Origin of the sequence: Escherichia sp. MOD1-EC7011 (assembly GCF_002965005.1) — a bacterium.
GTDB classification, from domain to species: Bacteria; Pseudomonadota; Gammaproteobacteria; order Enterobacterales; family Enterobacteriaceae; genus Escherichia; species Escherichia ruysiae.
In genome coordinates this window covers 32,902-51,164 of record NZ_PTRD01000015.1, presented here as the reverse complement: position 1 = coordinate 51,164, position 18,263 = coordinate 32,902, and the positions used below count along the sequence as shown (strand labels likewise).

Here is an 18,263-nt window from a genome sequence, read left to right as displayed (position 1 = left end):
GGGCTGGCGGTGTGGAATCAGGCGGTCAGGCGGCAGGCGTCTTGCGCGATAACCAGCTCTTCGTTGGTTGGGATCACAACAGCAGGGCGGGTGCCTTCTTTGTTGATGAAACCAGATTTGCCGAAACGTGCAGCCAGGTTGCGTTCATGATCAACTTCAAAGCCCAGCACGCCCAGTTTGCCCAGAGACAGTTCACGAACCATCGCGGCATTTTCACCGATACCACCGGTGAATACAACAGCGTCCAGACGGCCATCCATCAGTGCAGTGTATGCACCGATGTATTTCGCCAGACGGTGGCAGTAAACGTCCATTGCGCGCTTCGCGTCTTCTTTAGTCGCGTAGTTGTCTTCGACATAGCGGCAGTCGCTGGTGACTTCGGTCAGGCCCAGCAGGCCAGACTCTTTGGTCAGCATTTTGTTGATTGCGTCAACGCTCATGCCCAGGGTGTCGTGCAGGTGGAAGATGATAGCCGGGTCGATATCGCCAGAGCGAGTACCCATTACCAGACCTTCCAGCGGGGTCAGACCCATAGAGGTGTCAACGCATTTACCGTTGCGGATAGCAGAAACGGAACCACCGTTGCCCAGGTGGCAGGTGATGATGTTCAGCTCTTCTACCGGTTTGTTCAGCATTTTTGCCGCTTCCTGGGTTACATAGAAGTGGCTGGTGCCGTGCGCGCCGTAACGACGGATGCCGTGCTCTTTGTACAGGTTGTACGGCAGGGCGTAGAGGTAAGACTCTTCCGGCATAGTCTGGTGGAACGCAGTGTCAAATACAGCAACGTTTTTGTCTTTCAGCTGCGGGAAAGATTTCAGAGCTTCTTCGATACCGATCAGGTGAGCCGGGTTGTGCAGCGGTGCAAAAGAAGCCGCATCTTTGATACCCTGAATAACAGACTCATCGATCACTACGGAGCTGGTATACTTCTCGCCGCCGTGTACGATACGGTGACCGATAGCGGTCAGCTGCGCAGAAAGTTCTGGTTTTTGTGCCAGAATATTATTAACGATAAAGTTGAGCGCTTCGCTGTGAGCGGCGCCTGCACCTAAAGCCGCTTCTTGTTTATTGCCGTCCATTTTCCATTTGATGCGTGCTTCGGGCAGGTGGAAACATTCGGCTAAACCAGAAAGGTACTCTTCACCATTTACAGCATCGATGATTGCAAATTTCAGTGAAGAACTACCGCAGTTCAGAACCAGTACTAACTTACTCGACATGGAAGTACCTATAATTGATACGTGGCTAAAAAAACGTCAGGGAGCCATAGAGCGTAGCGCATGATGACACCGACATTTATGATTAACATCATGCACTGCAAATTTTTTTTGCATGATGGAATAAATATCTTGAGTCTATGCCATTTTGCGTAATTTTCAGCCAATGGCATAATGTATATGAATTTGACGACTCAATGAATATGTACTACTTAGGCCTTCAGGCTGCTAAAGGATACCTGATAGTGGGTATGGAAGACAAAATGTTTTGAACGTTGTCCCGCTGAGTTGTGAATTTGCACAAATTTTTGAATCTTTATATGTGAAGTTGAGGTGAAGCATGTCAACGCCGGATAATCGTTCTGTTAATTTTTTTAGCTTGTTTCGCCGGGGACAGCATTACTCAAAGACGTGGCCGCTGGAAAAACGCCTTGCCCCGGTCTTTGTTGAAAATCGCGTCATCAAGATGACGCGCTATGCGATTCGTTTTATGCCGCCGATTGCTGTGTTCACTCTCTGCTGGCAAATTGCGCTAGGCGGTCAGCTTGGGCCGGCTGTTGCTACTGCGCTGTTCGCCCTGAGTTTGCCGATGCAGGGGCTGTGGTGGCTGGGCAAACGTTCTGTTACGCCATTACCGCCGGCGATCCTGAGTTGGTTTTATGAGGTTCGTGGTAAATTGCAGGAGGCCGGGCAAGCATTAGCACCCGTAGAAGGCAAGCCTGACTATCAGGCATTAGCTGACACGCTTAAGCGCGCCTTCAAACAACTGGATAAAACTTTCCTTGATGATTTGTAATTGACCCCTGATTACGCATATAAAAGAAGGCAGACATCGGCCTTCTTTTTTTTCACCGTAGTAAAGTGATACAGGAGTCAACAATGGAAATGACCAACGCGCAACGTCTTATTTTGTCTAACCAGTACAAAATGATGACTATGCTCGATCCGGCAAATGCTGAACGTTACCGTCGCCTGCAAACAATCATTGAGCGTGGTTATGGATTGCAGATGCGCGAACTGGATCGTGAGTTTGGCGAGCTGAAAGAAGAAACTTGCCGCACTATCATCGACATTATGGAGATGTATCACGCACTGCATGTTTCCTGGTCTAATTTACAGGATCAACAAGCTATCGATGAACGCCGTGTCACCTTCCTCGGCTTCGACGCCGCTACTGAAGCGCGTTATCTCGGTTATGTACGCTTTATGGTTAATGTTGAAGGGCGTTACACCCATTTTGATGCCGGGACTCACGGATTTAATGCTCAGACGCCAATGTGGGAGAAATATCAACGCATGTTGAACGTCTGGCATTCTTGCCCGCGTCAGTATCATCTGAGCACTAACGAAATTAATCAAATCATTAATGCCTGAGGAGGCTAGCGTGCGGTGCAAAGGTTTTCTGTTTGATCTTGATGGTACGCTGGTGGACTCCCTGCCTGCGGTAGAGCGGGCGTGGAGCAACTGGGCGAGACGCCATGGATTAACGCCGGAAGAAGTGCTGGCTTTTATTCACGGTAAACAGGCAATAACGTCTCTGCACCATTTTATGGTGGGGAAATCGGAGGCGGAAATTGCTGCAGAGTTTACGCGTCTGGAGCAAATCGAGGCTACGGAAACCGAAGGGATCTCCGCACTACCTGGGGCGATAGCTTTGCTCAATCATTTGAATAAAGCGGGTATTCCATGGGCAATTGTCACTTCTGGTTCTATGCCAGTTGCACGAGCCCGCCACAAAATAGCCGAACTTCCCGCACCGGAAGTATTTGTTACTGCGGAGCGGGTGAAACGTGGAAAACCAGAGCCTGATGCATATCTGTTAGGCGCGCAACTGCTGGGGCTTGCACCACACGAATGCGTGGTGGTGGAAGATGCTCCCGCAGGTGTGCTTTCAGGACTGGCGGCGGGATGCCATGTTATTGCGGTTAATGCCCCGGCAGACACTCCACGTCTGAATGAGGTAGATTTGGTTCTCCATAGTCTGGAGCAAATTACTGTGACCAAACAGCCAAATGGCGATGTTATTATTTCGTGAAACACCTAATCATGATTTAGCCCCGTCTCGTCGGGGCTTTTTTGTGGCAGAATCAAGCCATCCCCCTCAATTAACAAGGATAAGTTGTGAACGGTGAATTGATCTGGGTTCTCTCATTACTGGCCGTTGCCATAGTCCTGTTCGCTACAGGCAGAGTGCGTATGGATGCGGTCGCTTTGTTTGTTATTGTCGCGTTTGCATTAAGCGGAACGCTGACGGTTCCCGAAGTTTTTTCCGGCTTTTCCGATCCCAACGTTGTGCTGATCGCCGCCCTGTTTATTATTGGTGATGGTTTAGTCCGTACCGGCGTTGCAACCGCGATGGGGACATGGCTGGTTAAAGTAGCAGGCAACAGTGAAATCAAAATGCTGGTTTTACTGATGTTAACTGTTGCGGGTCTTGGCGCATTTATGAGTTCAACTGGCGTCGTCGCTATCTTTATTCCCGTGGTGTTAAGCGTTGCCATGCGTATGCAAACGTCGCCGTCGCGCCTGATGATGCCGCTGAGTTTTGCCGGGTTGATTAGCGGCATGATGACGCTGGTAGCGACGCCGCCTAACCTGGTGGTGAACAGTGAACTGCTACGCGAAGGTTATCACGGGTTTAGTTTCTTTAGCGTAACGCCTATCGGCCTGGTCGTATTGGTACTCGGCATCTTATACATGCTGGTGATGCGTTTTATGCTGAAAGGGGATTCCCAGACCCCGCAGCGCGAAGGCTGGACGCGTCGCACCTTCCGCGATCTTATTCGTGAATACCGTCTTACCGGACGTGCGCGCCGTCTGGCTATTCGCCCCGGTTCGCCGATGATTGGGCAACGACTGGACGACCTTAAATTGCGTGAACGCTATGGCGCAAATGTCATTGGTGTTGAACGCTGGCGTCGTTTTCGTCGTGTTATTGTGAATGTGAACGGGGTTTCTGAATTTCGTGCGCGTGACGTTTTGCTTATCGATATGTCAGCGGCTGATGTCGATCTCCGGCAATTTTGCAGTGAGCAATTGCTGGAGCCGATGGTTTTGCGCGGTGAGTATTTTTCCGATCAGGCTCTTGATGTCGGCATGGCGGAGATTTCATTAATTCCTGAGTCAGAGCTTATTGGTAAATCGGTGCGCGAAATTGGCTTTCGTACTCGCTACGGGCTGAATGTCGTGGGGCTGAAACGCAATGGCGTGGCGCTGGAAGGTTCGCTGGCGGATGAGCCTCTGCTGCTGGGCGATATCATTCTGGTGGTCGGTAACTGGAAACTGATCGGTATGCTGGCAAAACAGGGGCGCGATTTTGTGGCGCTGAATTTACCGGAAGAAGTGAGTGAGGCATCGCCCGCACACAGCCAGGCACCCCATGCCATTTTTTGTCTGGTGTTGATGGTGGCCTTAATGCTAACCGATGAAATTCCTAACCCTGTTGCCGCTATCATTGCCTGCCTGCTAATGGGGAAATTCCGCTGTATCGATGCCGAAAGCGCCTATAAATCCATTCACTGGCCGAGCATTATTTTGATCGTTGGGATGATGCCGTTTGCTGTAGCATTACAGAAAACCGGAGGTGTTGCGCTGGCGGTAAAAGGACTGATGGACATCGGCGGCGGTTACGGACCGCATATGATGCTGGTCTGTTTGTTTGTCTTGTCGGCGGTTATTGGGTTATTTATCTCTAATACCGCGACGGCGGTGTTGATGGCTCCGATTGCGCTGGCTGCCGCAAAAACAATGGGCGTATCACCTTATCCGTTCGCAATGGTCGTGGCGATGGCTGCATCCGCCGCTTTTATGACGCCAGTTTCTTCGCCCGTTAACACACTGGTTTTAGGTCCGGGGAATTACAGCTTCAGTGACTTTGTGAAGCTGGGTGTACCGTTCACCATTATCGTGATGGCGGTTTGTGTGGTGATGATCCCGATGCTGTTTCCATTTTGACGAGAGCCTGATGTCGCATCCGTCGCTTATTGCCTGATGCGACGCTGGCGCGTCTTATCAGGCTGTGTCGGCTGGTATCTGGCTGCTTACAGCGGTGAATCCTGGCTAATCTCATCGAGCGAAAGATGGAAGCTGGGAACAAATACTTCCATGAAGTAGTCCATCTCCTGGCTGCGGCGCGCTTCAAGCGTCGCTTCCAGCCGCGTTTTTGCCAGCAAAAATTCATTATTTCCGGCTGCGAGTTCTTCAAGGCATTTCAGATACGCACACAGCGCATCCGCCTGTTTAACCAGTGACTTTTCTTCATCGCTATACGCATTCTCATCGATTAAAGGCGCAAAGATATCCCGCAACTCCTCAGGAACCATATCGACAAGTTTTTGCTGAGCGATTTTCTCAATGGCTTTATATTCCTGGGCGATTTGCGAGTTGAAGTATTTCACCGGAGTAGGAAGATCGCCAGTGAGCACTTCAGAGGCATCGTGGTACATCGCCAGCAGTGCGATGCGTTCTGCATTCACCTGTCCGCCAAATTTGCGATTCTTGATGGCTGCCAGCGCATGGGCGACCATCGCTACCTGCAAACTGTGTTCGGACACATTTTCCGTCCGCACGTTGCGCATTAGCGGCCAGCGGTTAATGAGTTTCAGGCGGGAGAGGTGGGCAAAAAAATGGCTCTGTTTCATAGTGACCTTACGAGTGATGACATCCTGAGGCCATTGTGGAGGGATAACACTGCCGGATGCAATCTCCGGCAGTGAATTTAAGATTACAACTGATGATAACCGGAAAGGAAACGAGCGAACTTGCTCAAGGACAGTTCGATATCATCAACACGCGGAAGCGTAACAATGCGGAAGTGATCCGGCCACGGCCAGTTAAATGCAGTTCCTTGTACCAGCAGAACTTTTTCCTGTAACAGGAAATCCAGTACCATCTTCTGATCGTCGTGAATATTAAAGCGTTTGGCGTCGATTTTCGGGAACATGTACAGTGCGCCGCGCGGCTTCACGCAGGAAACGCCTGGAATGTCGTTAATCAATTCCCAGGCGCGATTACGCTGCTCGTAAAGACGTCCACCCGGCATGATAAACTCGCTGATACTCTGATAGCCGCCGAGTGCGGTTTGTATTGCGTGTTGCGCGGGAACGTTGGCGCACAGTCGCATTGAGGCCAGCATTTCCAGACCTTCGATGTAGCCTTTGGCGTGTTTTTTCGGCCCGTTCAGCACCATCCAGCCCTGACGGAAGCCAGCGACGCGATACGTTTTCGACAGCCCGTTAAAGGTAATGGTCAGCAGGTCAGGAGCTAACGGCGCAATCGAGTGATGCTCTGCGTCGTCATAGAGGATTTTGTCGTAAATTTCATCGGCGAAGATAATGAGATTATGTTGACGCGCAATCTCCACAATCTCCATCAAAAGCTCTTTGGAATATACTGCGCCGGTTGGGTTGTTCGGGTTGATAATAACAATGCCGCGCGTGCGTGGCGTAATTTTGGCGCGAATGTCATCGAGATCCGGGAACCAGTCAGAGGATTCATCGCAAAGATAGTGCACTGCTTTACCGCCGGAGAGCGAAACTGCCGCTGTCCATAGAGGGTAATCAGGCGCAGGAACCAACATTTCGTCCCCACTGTTCAGCAATGCCTGCATTGCCTGAACGATAAGCTCTGATACACCATTGCCAATGTAAATATCTTCCACGGTAACATCACGCATACCACGAGCCTGGTAGTGCTGCATGATGGCTTTACGCGCGGAATAAAGGCCTTTGGAATCGCAATAGCCCTGAGCTGTCGGGAGGTTGCGTATCACGTCAACCAGGATCTCATCGGGTGCGTCAAAACCGAACGGCGCTGGATTGCCGATGTTCAGTTTCAGTACTTTGTTACCTTCTTCTTCCAGGCGTTTTGCTTCTTTCAGCACCGGACCACGGATGTCGTAACAGACATTCTCTAATTTGCTGGATTTTTCAATGGGGGACATGAATCTTGACCTTTTTGCTGTTATCGCCACTCCCTGCCGTGGAAGTCAGCTTAGAACAATGTACTCTCCCAGGGCGGCGTTTTGAAGTTCTGCAGAACAAGATTTTGCTAGCAGAGAAAGAGGAATTGTGCTGTTAATAACTTAATTATCGCAAAATAATAAGATGCATATACTTAATAAGCGATGTTTTGTAGTGATTTATTCCGAATATTAATTCGCTGTATGGTTTTTTTGTCTGGCAGATAAATGCGTAAAATTTCTTCGGCTTAAGAAATCACGAACATAAAGTGTTGATGATATTTTCGTTATAAGTGAAAAATTAACGAGTAGTGATTGCCGATGTGTCGTATAGGTGATGACGGGGGTAATTATTGTTAAGAGGAATTAATGAATGCGGGTGATGCTAATTAATTATTATTTAATATTCAAAAAGGTTTTGTTGTGCATATTAATAATAGAAGATTACTTTGCCTAACATAACATAACTTTGCATCAGATAATTCGCAATGACCCTTATAAATAAAAGGGTTTTAGGGTAAAATGCCTGCTTTAATGACGGAACACCTGCTTTTGATGCGGTCTCATCCTTGCTGTTTGTACGCGTATACGTATTAGCCGCGCTGCTGCGAGGGAGAGGAGCAGGGAGCAACATTTACATTTACACAAACTCGCGCATGTCATAAATAGAAAAGAGTGAGTAACTTAATAGATATGCGATCCCTGAAGATATATTCTGTGATCTACTTCAGGCATTATAACGGAACAATGTGAGCCACATTTTTAGTGCAACTCATATGCATTTTTACTTTCATCCGGGTTCCGGATGAAACTGCCAGGGAGGCACATTACAAATGGAATTGCTTGTTTGTGTGTGCACAGCATTAACCAGCTCAGTATGAGCCGCCAGTAAGTGATAATATATGATAAGTGCAAATCGTCCGATAATTAACCTCGACCTCGATCTGCTGAGAACATTTGTTGCTGTTGCCGATCTGAACACTTTTGCTGCTGCAGCTGCCGCTGTGTGTCGTACTCAGTCCGCTGTTAGCCAGCAAATGCAACGTCTGGAACAACTCGTTGGGAAAGAACTGTTCGCTCGGCATGGTCGCAACAAACTGTTAACTGAACATGGCATTCAGCTTCTTGGTTACGCCAGGAAAATCCTGCGTTTTAATGATGAGGCTTGCTCATCATTGATGTTCAGTAATCTTCAGGGCGTGTTAACTATCGGTGCTTCAGATGAATCTGCTGATACGATCTTACCTTTCCTGCTTAATCGCGTAAGTTCGGTTTATCCGAAACTTGCGCTGGATGTCCGCGTTAAGCGCAATGCCTATATGGCAGAAATGCTGAAGTCCCAGGAAGTGGATTTAATGGTTACCACTCATCGTCCTGATACCTTTAAGGCGTTGAACCTGCGTACTTCTCCTACGCACTGGTATTGCGCTGCGGAATATGTGTTGCAAAAAGGCGAGCCGATCCCACTTGTGCTCCTGGATGATCCTAGTCCGTTCCGTGACATGGTTCTGGCAACGCTCAATAAAGCGGATATTCCATGGCGCCTGGCGTATGTTGCCTCCACATTACCGGCGGTTCGTGCTGCAGTAAAAGCGGGTCTTGGCGTGACGGCAAGACCGGTTGAGATGATGAGTCCGGATCTGCGCGTTTTGAGCGCGGTAGACGGTTTACCTCCACTACCAGATACCGAATATTTGCTGTGCTATGATCCATCCAGCAATAATGAGTTGGCGCAGGTGATATACCAGGCGATGGAGAGTTATCACAACCCATGGCAATACAGCCCGCTGACTACCCAGGAGGGGGACGATTCCCTGTTGATAGAAGGGGATTACGAATAATCGTCCGGCAATAACAATTTCTGATGACAAGTTTGTAAAAATAAGCCACTGGTGACGAATAAAACGTCAGTGGCTTTTTTTACAATAAATCCTTAAGAATTTTCCTCACGACGAACAAAATCGTTCATTTTTTAATCATCAGCCATTCTCCTCGCTGACGAACAAAAAATCGCCTGAAAAAAATCTCCTGCTACAATGATGTTAAAAAATGCGTAAAATTTTTGCTGTATTTTTGTTATGGATTAACAAAAGCGTGTCACAGATCAAGAAAATACTCTCTTTTGGGGGGAGGAATCGACACAAATTCCTGTCAAAATAGACCCGTATTTTTTCCATTGCTTCACAACGGACACGATTCAACAACATCTAATTTTCCTGGAGTTGTCAACAATCTGGGGCTAAAGGGCATTAAATGCAAAAGTTGTTGATATCATGTAAATTAATGTGAAGAAACCTTTGTTAAAGTTGACAAAAGGTTATAGAAAGGAGTAAAAGACCACATCAATTAGCTGTATAAAATAGTTTCTACAGTGATTGTAAGGTTTTTTTTATTCCTCCCCATGAATCGATGTGGCGTCCATCTGCCGTGAAGAGCAGTGAATCTGGCGCTACTTTTGATGAGTAAGCAATGAGTATGTCAACATCCACTGAAGTCATCGCTCATCACTGGGCATTCGCTATCTTTCTTATCGTTGCCATTGGCCTGTGTTGCCTGATGCTGGTAGGCGGTTGGTTTTTAGGCGGTCGCGCACGCGCGAGGTCGAAAAACGTGCCGTTTGAATCAGGTATCGACTCGGTCGGCTCCGCCCGCTTACGCCTGTCTGCCAAGTTTTATCTGGTGGCCATGTTCTTCGTTATCTTCGACGTTGAGGCGCTGTATCTGTTCGCATGGTCAACCTCCATTCGCGAGAGCGGCTGGATTGGCTTTGTAGAAGCGGCAATTTTTATTTTTGTGTTACTGGCTGGTCTGGTTTATCTGGTGCGTATTGGCGCGCTGGACTGGACGCCCGCGCGTTCTCGCCGCGAGCGTATGAACCCGGAAACGAACAGTATCGCTAATCGTCAACGCTAACCGCGAGGCATTAAGATGGATTATACGCTCACCCGCATAGATCCCAACGGTGAGAACGACCGTTACCCCCTGCAAAAGCAGGAGATCGTAACCGACCCTCTGGAGCAAGAAGTTAACAAAAACGTGTTTATGGGCAAGCTCAATGACATGGTTAACTGGGGTCGTAAAAACTCAATTTGGCCGTATAACTTCGGTCTTTCCTGCTGTTACGTTGAGATGGTGACCTCGTTTACTGCGGTGCATGACGTGGCGCGTTTTGGCGCAGAAGTATTACGTGCTTCGCCGCGTCAGGCTGACCTGATGGTGGTGGCAGGAACCTGCTTTACCAAGATGGCACCGGTTATTCAGCGTCTGTATGACCAGATGCTGGAGCCGAAATGGGTTATCTCTATGGGAGCCTGTGCCAACTCCGGTGGTATGTACGACATTTATTCCGTTGTACAGGGCGTTGATAAATTCATTCCGGTTGATGTGTATATCCCGGGGTGTCCGCCGCGTCCGGAAGCGTATATGCAGGCACTGATGTTGTTGCAGGAATCTATTGGTAAAGAACGTCGCCCGCTCTCCTGGGTCGTTGGCGATCAGGGCGTTTATCGCGCCAATATGCAATCAGAGCGCGAACGCAAGCGCGGTGAACGCATTGCCGTTACCAACCTGCGCACCCCTGACGAGATTTAATTTGCGCCTGTCGGCAAAGGCATTTTTCTTCGCTTATTCCTAAATCTATTGCGCGAAGCCACGCCGACAGTCACCACGGACCATATGCAATGGTGAACAATATGACCGACTTAACCGCGCAAGAACCCGCCTGGCAGACCCGCGATCATCTTGATGATCCGGTGATAGGCGAACTGCGCAACCGTTTTGGGCCGGATGCCTTTACTGTTCAGGCGACTCGCACCGGGGTTCCCGTTGTGTGGATCAAGCGTGAACAATTACTGGAAGTTGGCGATTTCTTAAAGAAACTGCCGAAACCTTACGTCATGCTGTTTGATTTACACGGCATGGACGAACGTCTACGCACCCACCGCGAAGGGCTACCTGCTGCGGATTTTTCTGTTTTCTACCATCTGATTTCCATCGATCGTAACCGCGACATCATGCTGAAGGTGGCGCTGGCTGAAAACGACCTGCACGTACCGACCTTTACCAAATTGTTCCCGAACGCCAACTGGTATGAGCGTGAAACCTGGGATCTGTTTGGCATTACTTTCGATAGTCACCCGAACCTGCGCCGCATCATGATGCCGCAAACCTGGAAAGGTCACCCGCTGCGTAAAGATTACCCGGCGCGCGCTACCGAATTCTCGCCGTTTGAGCTGACCAAAGCCAAACAGGATCTGGAGATGGAAGCCCTGACCTTCAAACCGGAAGAGTGGGGGATGAAGCGCGGCACCGAAAACGAAGACTTCATGTTCCTCAACCTCGGCCCGAACCACCCGTCGGCGCACGGGGCTTTCCGTATCGTTTTGCAACTCGACGGCGAAGAGATTGTCGACTGCGTACCAGACATCGGCTACCACCACCGTGGCGCTGAGAAAATGGGCGAACGCCAGTCCTGGCACAGCTATATTCCTTACACCGACCGTATCGAATATCTCGGCGGCTGCGTTAACGAAATGCCTTACGTACTGGCGGTAGAGAAACTGGCCGGAATTACCGTGCCGGATCGCGTTAACGTGATTCGCGTAATGCTCTCCGAACTGTTCCGTATCAACAGCCACCTGCTGTACATTTCCACCTTTATTCAGGACGTCGGCGCGATGACGCCCGTGTTCTTCGCCTTTACCGATCGGCAGAAAATCTACGATCTGGTAGAAGCGATAACCGGTTTCCGTATGCACCCGGCGTGGTTCCGCATTGGCGGCGTAGCGCACGACCTGCCGCGTGGCTGGGATCGTCTGCTGCGTGAATTCCTCGACTGGATGCCGAAACGTCTGGCGTCTTACGAGAAAGCGGCGTTGCAAAACACCATTCTGAAAGGCCGTTCCCAGGGCGTTGCCGCCTACGGCGCGAAAGAGGCGCTGGAGTGGGGCACCACCGGTGCTGGCCTGCGTGCCACCGGGATCGACTTCGACGTGCGTAAGGCGCGTCCTTATTCTGGCTATGAAAACTTCGACTTTGAAATCCCGGTTGGCGGTGGCGTTTCTGACTGCTACACCCGCGTGATGTTGAAAGTGGAAGAGCTGCGCCAGAGTCTGCGCATTCTTGAGCAGTGCCTCAACAACATGCCGGAAGGCCCGTTCAAAGCGGATCACCCGCTGACCACGCCGCCGCCGAAAGAGCGCACGCTGCAACATATCGAAACCCTGATCACCCACTTCCTGCAAGTGTCGTGGGGTCCGGTGATGCCTGCCAATGAATCCTTCCAGATGATTGAGGCGACTAAAGGGATCAACAGTTACTACTTGACCAGCGACGGCAGCACCATGAGTTATCGCACCCGTATCCGCACGCCGAGTTATGCGCATTTGCAGCAAATTCCGGCGGCGATCCGTGGCAGCCTTGTGTCTGACCTGATTGTTTATCTGGGCAGTATCGATTTTGTTATGTCAGATGTGGACCGCTAATTATGCACGAGAATCAACAACCACAAACTGAGGCTTTTGAGCTGAGTGCGGCAGAGCGTGAAGCGATTGAGCACGAGATGCACCACTACGAAGACCCGCGTGCGGCGTCCATTGAAGCCCTGAAGATCGTTCAGAAACAGCGTGGCTGGGTGCCGGACGGTGCGATCCACGCGATCGCTGACGTTCTGGGTATTCCGGCGAGCGATGTCGAAGGCGTGGCAACATTCTACAGCCAGATCTTCCGCCAGCCGGTTGGTCGCCATGTGATCCGTTATTGCGACAGCGTGGTCTGTCACATCAACGGTTACCAGGGCATTCAGGCGGCGCTGGAGAAAAAACTGAACATCAAACCAGGGCAAACGACGTTTGACGGCCGCTTTACGCTGCTGCCAACCTGCTGCCTGGGGAACTGTGATAAAGGGCCAAACATGATGATCGATGAGGATACTCACGCGCATCTGACCCCGGAAGCGATCCCTGAACTGCTGGAGCGGTATAAATGAAAAACATTATCCGTACTCCCGAAACGCATCCGCTGACCTGGCGTCTGCGTGATGATAAACAGCCAGTGTGGCTGGATGAATACCGCAGCAAAAACGGTTACGAAGGGGCGCGTAAGGCGCTGACCGGGCTGTCTCCGGACGAAATCGTTAATCAGGTAAAAGACGCTGGTCTGAAAGGGCGCGGCGGCGCGGGCTTCTCGACTGGCCTGAAATGGAGCCTGATGCCGAAAGACGAATCCATGAACATCCGTTACCTGCTGTGTAACGCTGATGAAATGGAGCCGGGCACCTATAAAGACCGCCTGCTGATGGAGCAACTGCCGCACCTGCTGGTGGAAGGCATGCTCATCTCCGCGTTTGCGCTGAAAGCTTACCGTGGCTATATCTTCCTGCGCGGCGAATATATCGAAGCGGCAGTGAATCTACGCCGTGCCATTGCCGAAGCCACCGAAGCGGGTCTGCTTGGCAAAAACATTATGGGAACAGGTTTTGATTTCGAACTGTTCGTCCATACCGGGGCAGGGCGCTACATCTGCGGGGAAGAAACAGCGTTAATCAACTCCCTGGAAGGGCGTCGCGCTAACCCGCGCTCGAAGCCCCCCTTCCCGGCAACCTCCGGCGCATGGGGTAAACCAACCTGCGTCAACAACGTCGAAACCCTGTGTAACGTTCCGGCAATCCTTGCTAACGGCGTGGAGTGGTATCAGAACATCTCGAAAAGTAAAGATGCTGGCACCAAGCTGATGGGCTTCTCCGGTCGGGTGAAAAATCCGGGTCTGTGGGAACTGCCGTTCGGCACTACCGCACGCGAGATCCTCGAAGATTACGCCGGTGGTATGCGTGACGGCCTGAAATTCAAAGCCTGGCAGCCAGGCGGCGCGGGCACCGACTTCCTGACCGAAGCGCACCTTGACCTGCCGATGGAATTCGAAAGCATCGGTAAAGCGGGCAGCCGTCTGGGTACGGCGTTGGCGATGGCGGTTGACCATGAGATCAACATGGTGTCGCTGGTGCGTAACCTGGAAGAGTTTTTCGCCCGTGAATCCTGCGGCTGGTGTACACCGTGCCGTGACGGTCTACCGTGGAGCGTGAAAATTCTGCGTGCGCTGGAGCGGGGCGAAGGTCAGCCGGGCGATATCGAAACACTTGAGCAACTGTGTCGATTCTTAGGCCCGGGTAAAACCTTCTGTGCCCACGCACCTGGTGCGGTGGAGCCGTTACAGAGCGCCATCAAATATTTCCGCGAAGAATTTGAAGCGGGAATCAAACAGCCGTTCAGCAATACCCATTTGATTAATGGGATTCAGCCGAACCTGCTGAAAGAGCGCTGGTAACCGAATTTCGATTAACGCTCAGTCTCTGACTGAGAAAACTGGAAGCATGCTAATGGCTACAATTCATGTAGACGGCAAAGAATACGAGGTCAACGGAGCGGACAATCTGCTGGAAGCTTGTCTGTCTCTGGGTCTTGATATTCCTTACTTTTGCTGGCATCCGGCGCTGGGAAGCGTCGGTGCTTGCCGCCAGTGTGCGGTGAAGCAGTACCAAAACGCGGAAGACACGCGTGGTCGCCTGGTGATGTCCTGTATGACACCGGCTTCCGATGGCACCTTTATTTCCATTGACGACGAAGAAGCGAAACAGTTCCGTGAAAGTGTGGTCGAGTGGTTAATGACTAACCACCCGCACGACTGTCCGGTATGTGAAGAGGGCGGTAACTGCCATCTTCAGGATATGACCGTGATGACCGGACACAGCTTCCGTCGCTACCGTTTCACCAAACGTACCCACCGCAATCAGGATCTGGGGCCGTTCATCTCCCACGAAATGAACCGCTGCATCGCCTGTTACCGCTGTGTGCGTTACTACAAAGATTACGCTGACGGTACGGATCTGGGCGTTTATGGCGCACACGACAACGTCTACTTCGGTCGCCCTGAAGACGGCACCCTGGAAAGCGAATTTTCCGGTAACCTGGTCGAAATTTGCCCGACTGGCGTATTTACCGACAAAACGCACTCCGAGCGTTACAACCGTAAATGGGATATGCAGTTTGCGCCGAGCATCTGCCAGCAATGTTCCATCGGCTGTAACATCAGCCCCGGCGAACGTTACGGCGAACTGCGTCGTATCGAAAACCGTTACAACGGTACGGTAAACCACTATTTCCTCTGCGACCGTGGTCGTTTCGGTTACGGCTACGTCAACCTGAAAGATCGTCCGCGTCAGCCAGTACAGCGTCGTGGCGATGATTTCATCACCCTTAACGCCGAACAGGCAATGCAGGGCGCAGCCGATATTCTGCGTCAGTCGAAGAAAGTGATCGGCATCGGTTCTCCGCGAGCCAGCGTAGAAAGCAACTTTGCGCTGCGTGAGCTGGTGGGCGAAGAAAACTTCTATACCGGTATTGCTCACGGTGAGCAGGAACGTCTGCAACTGGCGCTGAAAGTGCTGCGTGAAGGCGGCATTTATACGCCGGCACTGCGCGAAATCGAATCTTACGATGCGGTACTGGTACTGGGCGAAGACGTTACCCAGACCGGCGCACGCGTCGCGCTGGCGGTGCGTCAGGCGGTGAAAGGTAAAGCACGCGAAATGGCGGCAGCACAGAAAGTGGCTGACTGGCAGATTGCGGCAATCCTCAACATCGGCCAACGTGCGAAGCATCCGCTGTTTGTTACCAACGTTGATGACACCCGTCTGGATGATATCGCGGCGTGGACTTACCGTGCACCGGTTGAAGATCAGGCGCGTTTAGGATTTGCCATCGCCCATGCGCTGGATAACTCCGCGCCAGCGGTTGACGGTATCGAGCCTGAGCTGCAAAGCAAAATCGACGTCATCGTGCAGGCGCTGGCTGGCGCGAAGAAACCGTTGATTATCTCCGGGACGAACGCCGGTAGCACAGAAGTGATTCAGGCGGCGGCTAACGTGGCGAAAGCCCTGAAAGGTCGCGGCGCTGACGTAGGTATCACCATGATTGCCCGTTCCGTCAACAGCATGGGGCTGGGCATTATGGGCGGTGGATCGCTTGAAGAAGCGTTAACCGAACTGGAAACCGGACGCGCCGACGCGGTGGTGGTGCTGGAAAACGATCTGCATCGTCACGCTTCCGCAACCCGCGTAAATGCTGCGCTGGCTAAAGCGCCACTGGTGATGGTGGTTGACCATCAACGCACAGCGATTATGAAAAACGCCCATCTGGTGCTTTCCGCCGCCAGCTTTGCTGAAAGCGACGGTACGGTTATCAACAACGAAGGTCGCGCTCAACGTTTCTTCCAGGTTTACGACCCGTCCTATTACGACAGCAAAACGGTCATGCTGGAAAGCTGGCGCTGGCTGCACTCGCTGCACAGCACCCTGCTGAGCCGTGAAGTGGACTGGACGCAGCTCGACCATGTGATTGACGCCGTTGTGGCGAAAATCCCGGAACTGGCGGGTATCAAAGATGCCGCGCCGGATGCGACATTCCGCATTCGCGGGCAGAAACTGGCTCGTGAACCGCACCGTTACAGCGGTCGTACCGCCATGCGCGCCAACATCAGCGTTCATGAGCCGCGTCAGCCGCAGGATATTGACACCATGTTCACCTTCTCGATGGAAGGTAACAACCAGCCGACCGCGCACCGTTCGCAAGTGCCGTTTGCCTGGGCACCGGGCTGGAACTCCCCGCAGGCGTGGAACAAATTCCAGGACGAAGTGGGCGGCAAACTGCGCTTTGGCGATCCGGGCGTGCGTCTGTTTGAAACCAGCGAAAACGGTCTGGATTACTTCACCAGCGTACCGGCTCGCTTCCAGCCGCAGGAAGGGAAATGGCGTATCGCGCCGTACTACCACCTGTTTGGCAGCGATGAACTGTCACAGCGTGCTCCGGTCTTCCAGAGCCGTATGCCGCAGCCGTACATCAAACTTAACCCGGCAGATGCCGCGAAGTTGGGTGTGAACGCGGGTACACGCGTCTCCTTTAGTTACGATGGCAACACGGTCACGTTGCCGGTTGAAATCGCCGAAGGGCTGACGGCAGGGCAGGTGGGCTTGCCGATGGGGATGTCCGGCATTGCTCCAGTGCTGGCTGGCGCGCATCTTGAGGATCTCAAGGAGGCACAACAATGAGTTGGTTATCACCGGAACTGATTGAGATCCTGCTGACCATCCTCAAAGCGGTGGTGATCCTGCTGGTGGTTGTCACCTGCGGGGCATTCATGAGCTTTGGCGAACGTCGCCTGCTGGGTCTGTTCCAGAACCGTTACGGACCTAACCGTGTTGGCTGGGGCGGTTCGCTCCAGCTGGTCGCGGACATGATCAAAATGTTCTTTAAAGAAGACTGGATCCCGAAATTCTCGGATCGCGTCATCTTTACTCTGGCGCCAATGATTGCCTTTACCTCGCTGCTGCTGGCCTTTGCGATTGTGCCAGTCAGTCCGGGTTGGGTGGTTGCCGACCTGAACATCGGGATTTTGTTCTTCCTGATGATGGCCGGTCTGGCGGTCTACGCGGTGCTGTTTGCGGGCTGGTCAAGTAACAACAAATACTCTCTGCTGGGGGCGATGCGTGCTTCTGCGCAGACTCTGAGCTACGAAGTGTTCCTCGGGCTTTCCCTGATGGGCGTGGTGGCGCAGGCCGGTTCATTCAACATGACCGACATCGTCAACAGCCAGGCGCATGTGTGGAACGTCATCCCGCAATTCTTTGGTTTTATTACCTTTGCCATCGCGGGCGTGGCGGTGTGTCACCGTCACCCGTTTGACCAGCCGGAAGCCGAGCAGGAACTGGCGGATGGTTACCACATTGAATATTCCGGTATGAAATTCGGTCTGTTCTTCGTGGGTGAATACATCGGGATTGTGACCATCTCTGCACTGATGGTGACGCTGTTCTTCGGTGGCTGGCAAGGCCCGTTGTTACCACCATTCATCTGGTTCGCGCTGAAAACCGCGTTCTTTATGATGATGTTCATTTTGATTCGTGCGTCGTTACCGCGTCCGCGTTATGACCAGGTAATGTCCTTCGGCTGGAAAATCTGCCTGCCGCTGACGCTGATCAACTTGCTGGTAACGGCGGCTGTCATTCTCTGGCAGGCGCAATAAGGGGCACTAAGACC

General features: G+C 51.7%; 15 protein-coding genes. 12 read left to right on the top strand and 3 right to left on the bottom strand.

The window, feature by feature from the left end:
* Positions 1 to 17: 17 nt before the first annotated feature.
* Positions 18 to 1,220, bottom strand: coding sequence for an acetate kinase (gene ackA, locus A7098_RS07360; RefSeq protein ID WP_000095696.1), 1,203 nt, complete (start codon positions 1,218 to 1,220; stop codon positions 18 to 20).
* Positions 1,221 to 1,557: 337 nt separating this feature from the next.
* Between ackA and yfbV the strand changes: the two genes are divergently transcribed.
* From yfbV to A7098_RS07340, 4 genes are all read left to right on the top strand, one after another.
* Entirely contained in the window at positions 1,558 to 2,013 is a 456-nt protein-coding gene (gene yfbV, locus A7098_RS07355; RefSeq protein WP_000106629.1) for a terminus macrodomain insulation protein YfbV, read from the top strand.
* Between the two features lie 83 nt (positions 2,014 to 2,096).
* Positions 2,097 to 2,591, top strand: coding sequence for a YfbU family protein (locus A7098_RS07350; protein WP_000426118.1), 495 nt, complete (start codon positions 2,097 to 2,099; stop codon positions 2,589 to 2,591).
* Positions 2,592 to 2,601: 10 nt separating this feature from the next.
* Positions 2,602 to 3,252 (top strand): hexitol phosphatase HxpA, encoded by a 651-nt coding sequence (hxpA, locus tag A7098_RS07345; protein WP_105280575.1) that lies wholly within the window; start codon positions 2,602 to 2,604, stop codon positions 3,250 to 3,252.
* 86 nt (positions 3,253 to 3,338) lie between these two features.
* Complete coding sequence (locus tag A7098_RS07340) at positions 3,339 to 5,171, top strand: SLC13 family permease (protein WP_001012872.1); 1,833 nt, start codon at positions 3,339 to 3,341, stop codon at positions 5,169 to 5,171.
* An 86-nt stretch (positions 5,172 to 5,257) separates the two neighbouring features.
* On the opposite strand, the gene yfbR is transcribed toward A7098_RS07340, so the two are convergent.
* Entirely contained in the window at positions 5,258 to 5,857 is a 600-nt protein-coding gene (gene yfbR / locus A7098_RS07335) for a 5'-deoxynucleotidase (protein ID WP_000813872.1), read from the bottom strand.
* 83 nt (positions 5,858 to 5,940) lie between these two features.
* On the bottom strand, positions 5,941 to 7,158 hold the full coding sequence (alaA, locus tag A7098_RS07330) for an alanine transaminase AlaA (RefSeq protein ID WP_000074519.1): 1,218 nt from the start codon (positions 7,156 to 7,158) through the stop codon (positions 5,941 to 5,943).
* 920 nt (positions 7,159 to 8,078) lie between these two features.
* On the opposite strand from alaA, the gene lrhA reads away from it, so the two are divergent.
* From lrhA to nuoH, 8 genes are all read left to right on the top strand, one after another.
* Positions 8,079 to 9,017: a transcriptional regulator LrhA gene (gene lrhA / locus A7098_RS07320; RefSeq protein ID WP_000622296.1), complete on the top strand. Its 939-nt coding sequence runs from the start codon at positions 8,079 to 8,081 to the stop codon at positions 9,015 to 9,017.
* Between the two features lie 628 nt (positions 9,018 to 9,645).
* Positions 9,646 to 10,089 (top strand): NADH-quinone oxidoreductase subunit NuoA, encoded by a 444-nt coding sequence (nuoA, locus tag A7098_RS07315; RefSeq protein WP_000062994.1) that lies wholly within the window; start codon positions 9,646 to 9,648, stop codon positions 10,087 to 10,089.
* Between the two features lie 15 nt (positions 10,090 to 10,104).
* Positions 10,105 to 10,767, top strand: a complete 663-nt coding sequence (gene nuoB / locus A7098_RS07310) for an NADH-quinone oxidoreductase subunit NuoB (RefSeq protein WP_000386733.1) — start codon at positions 10,105 to 10,107, stop codon at positions 10,765 to 10,767.
* Positions 10,768 to 10,856: 89 nt separating this feature from the next.
* Positions 10,857 to 12,659, top strand: coding sequence for an NADH-quinone oxidoreductase subunit C/D (gene nuoC, locus A7098_RS07305; RefSeq protein WP_105280574.1), 1,803 nt, complete (start codon positions 10,857 to 10,859; stop codon positions 12,657 to 12,659).
* Between the two features lie 2 nt (positions 12,660 to 12,661).
* On the top strand, positions 12,662 to 13,162 hold the full coding sequence (gene nuoE / locus A7098_RS07300; RefSeq protein WP_000545042.1) for an NADH-quinone oxidoreductase subunit NuoE: 501 nt from the start codon (positions 12,662 to 12,664) through the stop codon (positions 13,160 to 13,162).
* The gene (nuoF, locus tag A7098_RS07295) at positions 13,159 to 14,496 is read left to right on the top strand and encodes an NADH-quinone oxidoreductase subunit NuoF (RefSeq protein ID WP_000789500.1); all 1,338 of its coding nucleotides are present in this window, start codon (positions 13,159 to 13,161) and stop codon (positions 14,494 to 14,496) included. Before nuoE ends, nuoF begins: the two co-directional genes overlap by 4 nt.
* 52 nt (positions 14,497 to 14,548) lie before the next feature.
* Positions 14,549 to 17,275: an NADH-quinone oxidoreductase subunit NuoG gene (gene nuoG / locus A7098_RS07290; protein WP_105280573.1), complete on the top strand. Its 2,727-nt coding sequence runs from the start codon at positions 14,549 to 14,551 to the stop codon at positions 17,273 to 17,275.
* A complete protein-coding gene (gene nuoH, locus A7098_RS07285; protein WP_000118685.1) occupies positions 17,272 to 18,249 on the top strand; it encodes an NADH-quinone oxidoreductase subunit NuoH in 978 nt (325 codons plus the stop codon). Before nuoG ends, nuoH begins: the two co-directional genes overlap by 4 nt.
* Positions 18,250 to 18,263: the final 14 nt, after the last annotated feature.

Excerpts from the sequence above, each read along its gene's own strand:
- nuoG (WP_105280573.1), top strand. The coding sequence starts at position 14,549 with ATGGCTACAATTCATGTAGACGGCAAAGAATACGAGGTCAACGGAGCG.
- A7098_RS07350 (WP_000426118.1), top strand. The coding sequence starts at position 2,097 with ATGGAAATGACCAACGCGCAACGTCTTATTTTGTCTAACCAGTACAAA.
- nuoH (WP_000118685.1), top strand. The coding sequence starts at position 17,272 with ATGAGTTGGTTATCACCGGAACTGATTGAGATCCTGCTGACCATCCTC.
- nuoF (WP_000789500.1), top strand. The coding sequence starts at position 13,159 with ATGAAAAACATTATCCGTACTCCCGAAACGCATCCGCTGACCTGGCGT.
- nuoC (WP_105280574.1), top strand. The coding sequence starts at position 10,857 with ATGGTGAACAATATGACCGACTTAACCGCGCAAGAACCCGCCTGGCAG.
- nuoA (WP_000062994.1), top strand. The coding sequence starts at position 9,646 with ATGAGTATGTCAACATCCACTGAAGTCATCGCTCATCACTGGGCATTC.
- lrhA (WP_000622296.1), top strand. The coding sequence starts at position 8,079 with ATGATAAGTGCAAATCGTCCGATAATTAACCTCGACCTCGATCTGCTG.
- nuoE (WP_000545042.1), top strand. The coding sequence starts at position 12,662 with ATGCACGAGAATCAACAACCACAAACTGAGGCTTTTGAGCTGAGTGCG.
- yfbR (WP_000813872.1), bottom strand. The coding sequence starts at position 5,857 with ATGAAACAGAGCCATTTTTTTGCCCACCTCTCCCGCCTGAAACTCATT.
- nuoB (WP_000386733.1), top strand. The coding sequence starts at position 10,105 with ATGGATTATACGCTCACCCGCATAGATCCCAACGGTGAGAACGACCGT.
- ackA (WP_000095696.1), bottom strand. The coding sequence starts at position 1,220 with ATGTCGAGTAAGTTAGTACTGGTTCTGAACTGCGGTAGTTCTTCACTG.
- alaA (WP_000074519.1), bottom strand. The coding sequence starts at position 7,158 with ATGTCCCCCATTGAAAAATCCAGCAAATTAGAGAATGTCTGTTACGAC.
- yfbV (WP_000106629.1), top strand. The coding sequence starts at position 1,558 with ATGTCAACGCCGGATAATCGTTCTGTTAATTTTTTTAGCTTGTTTCGC.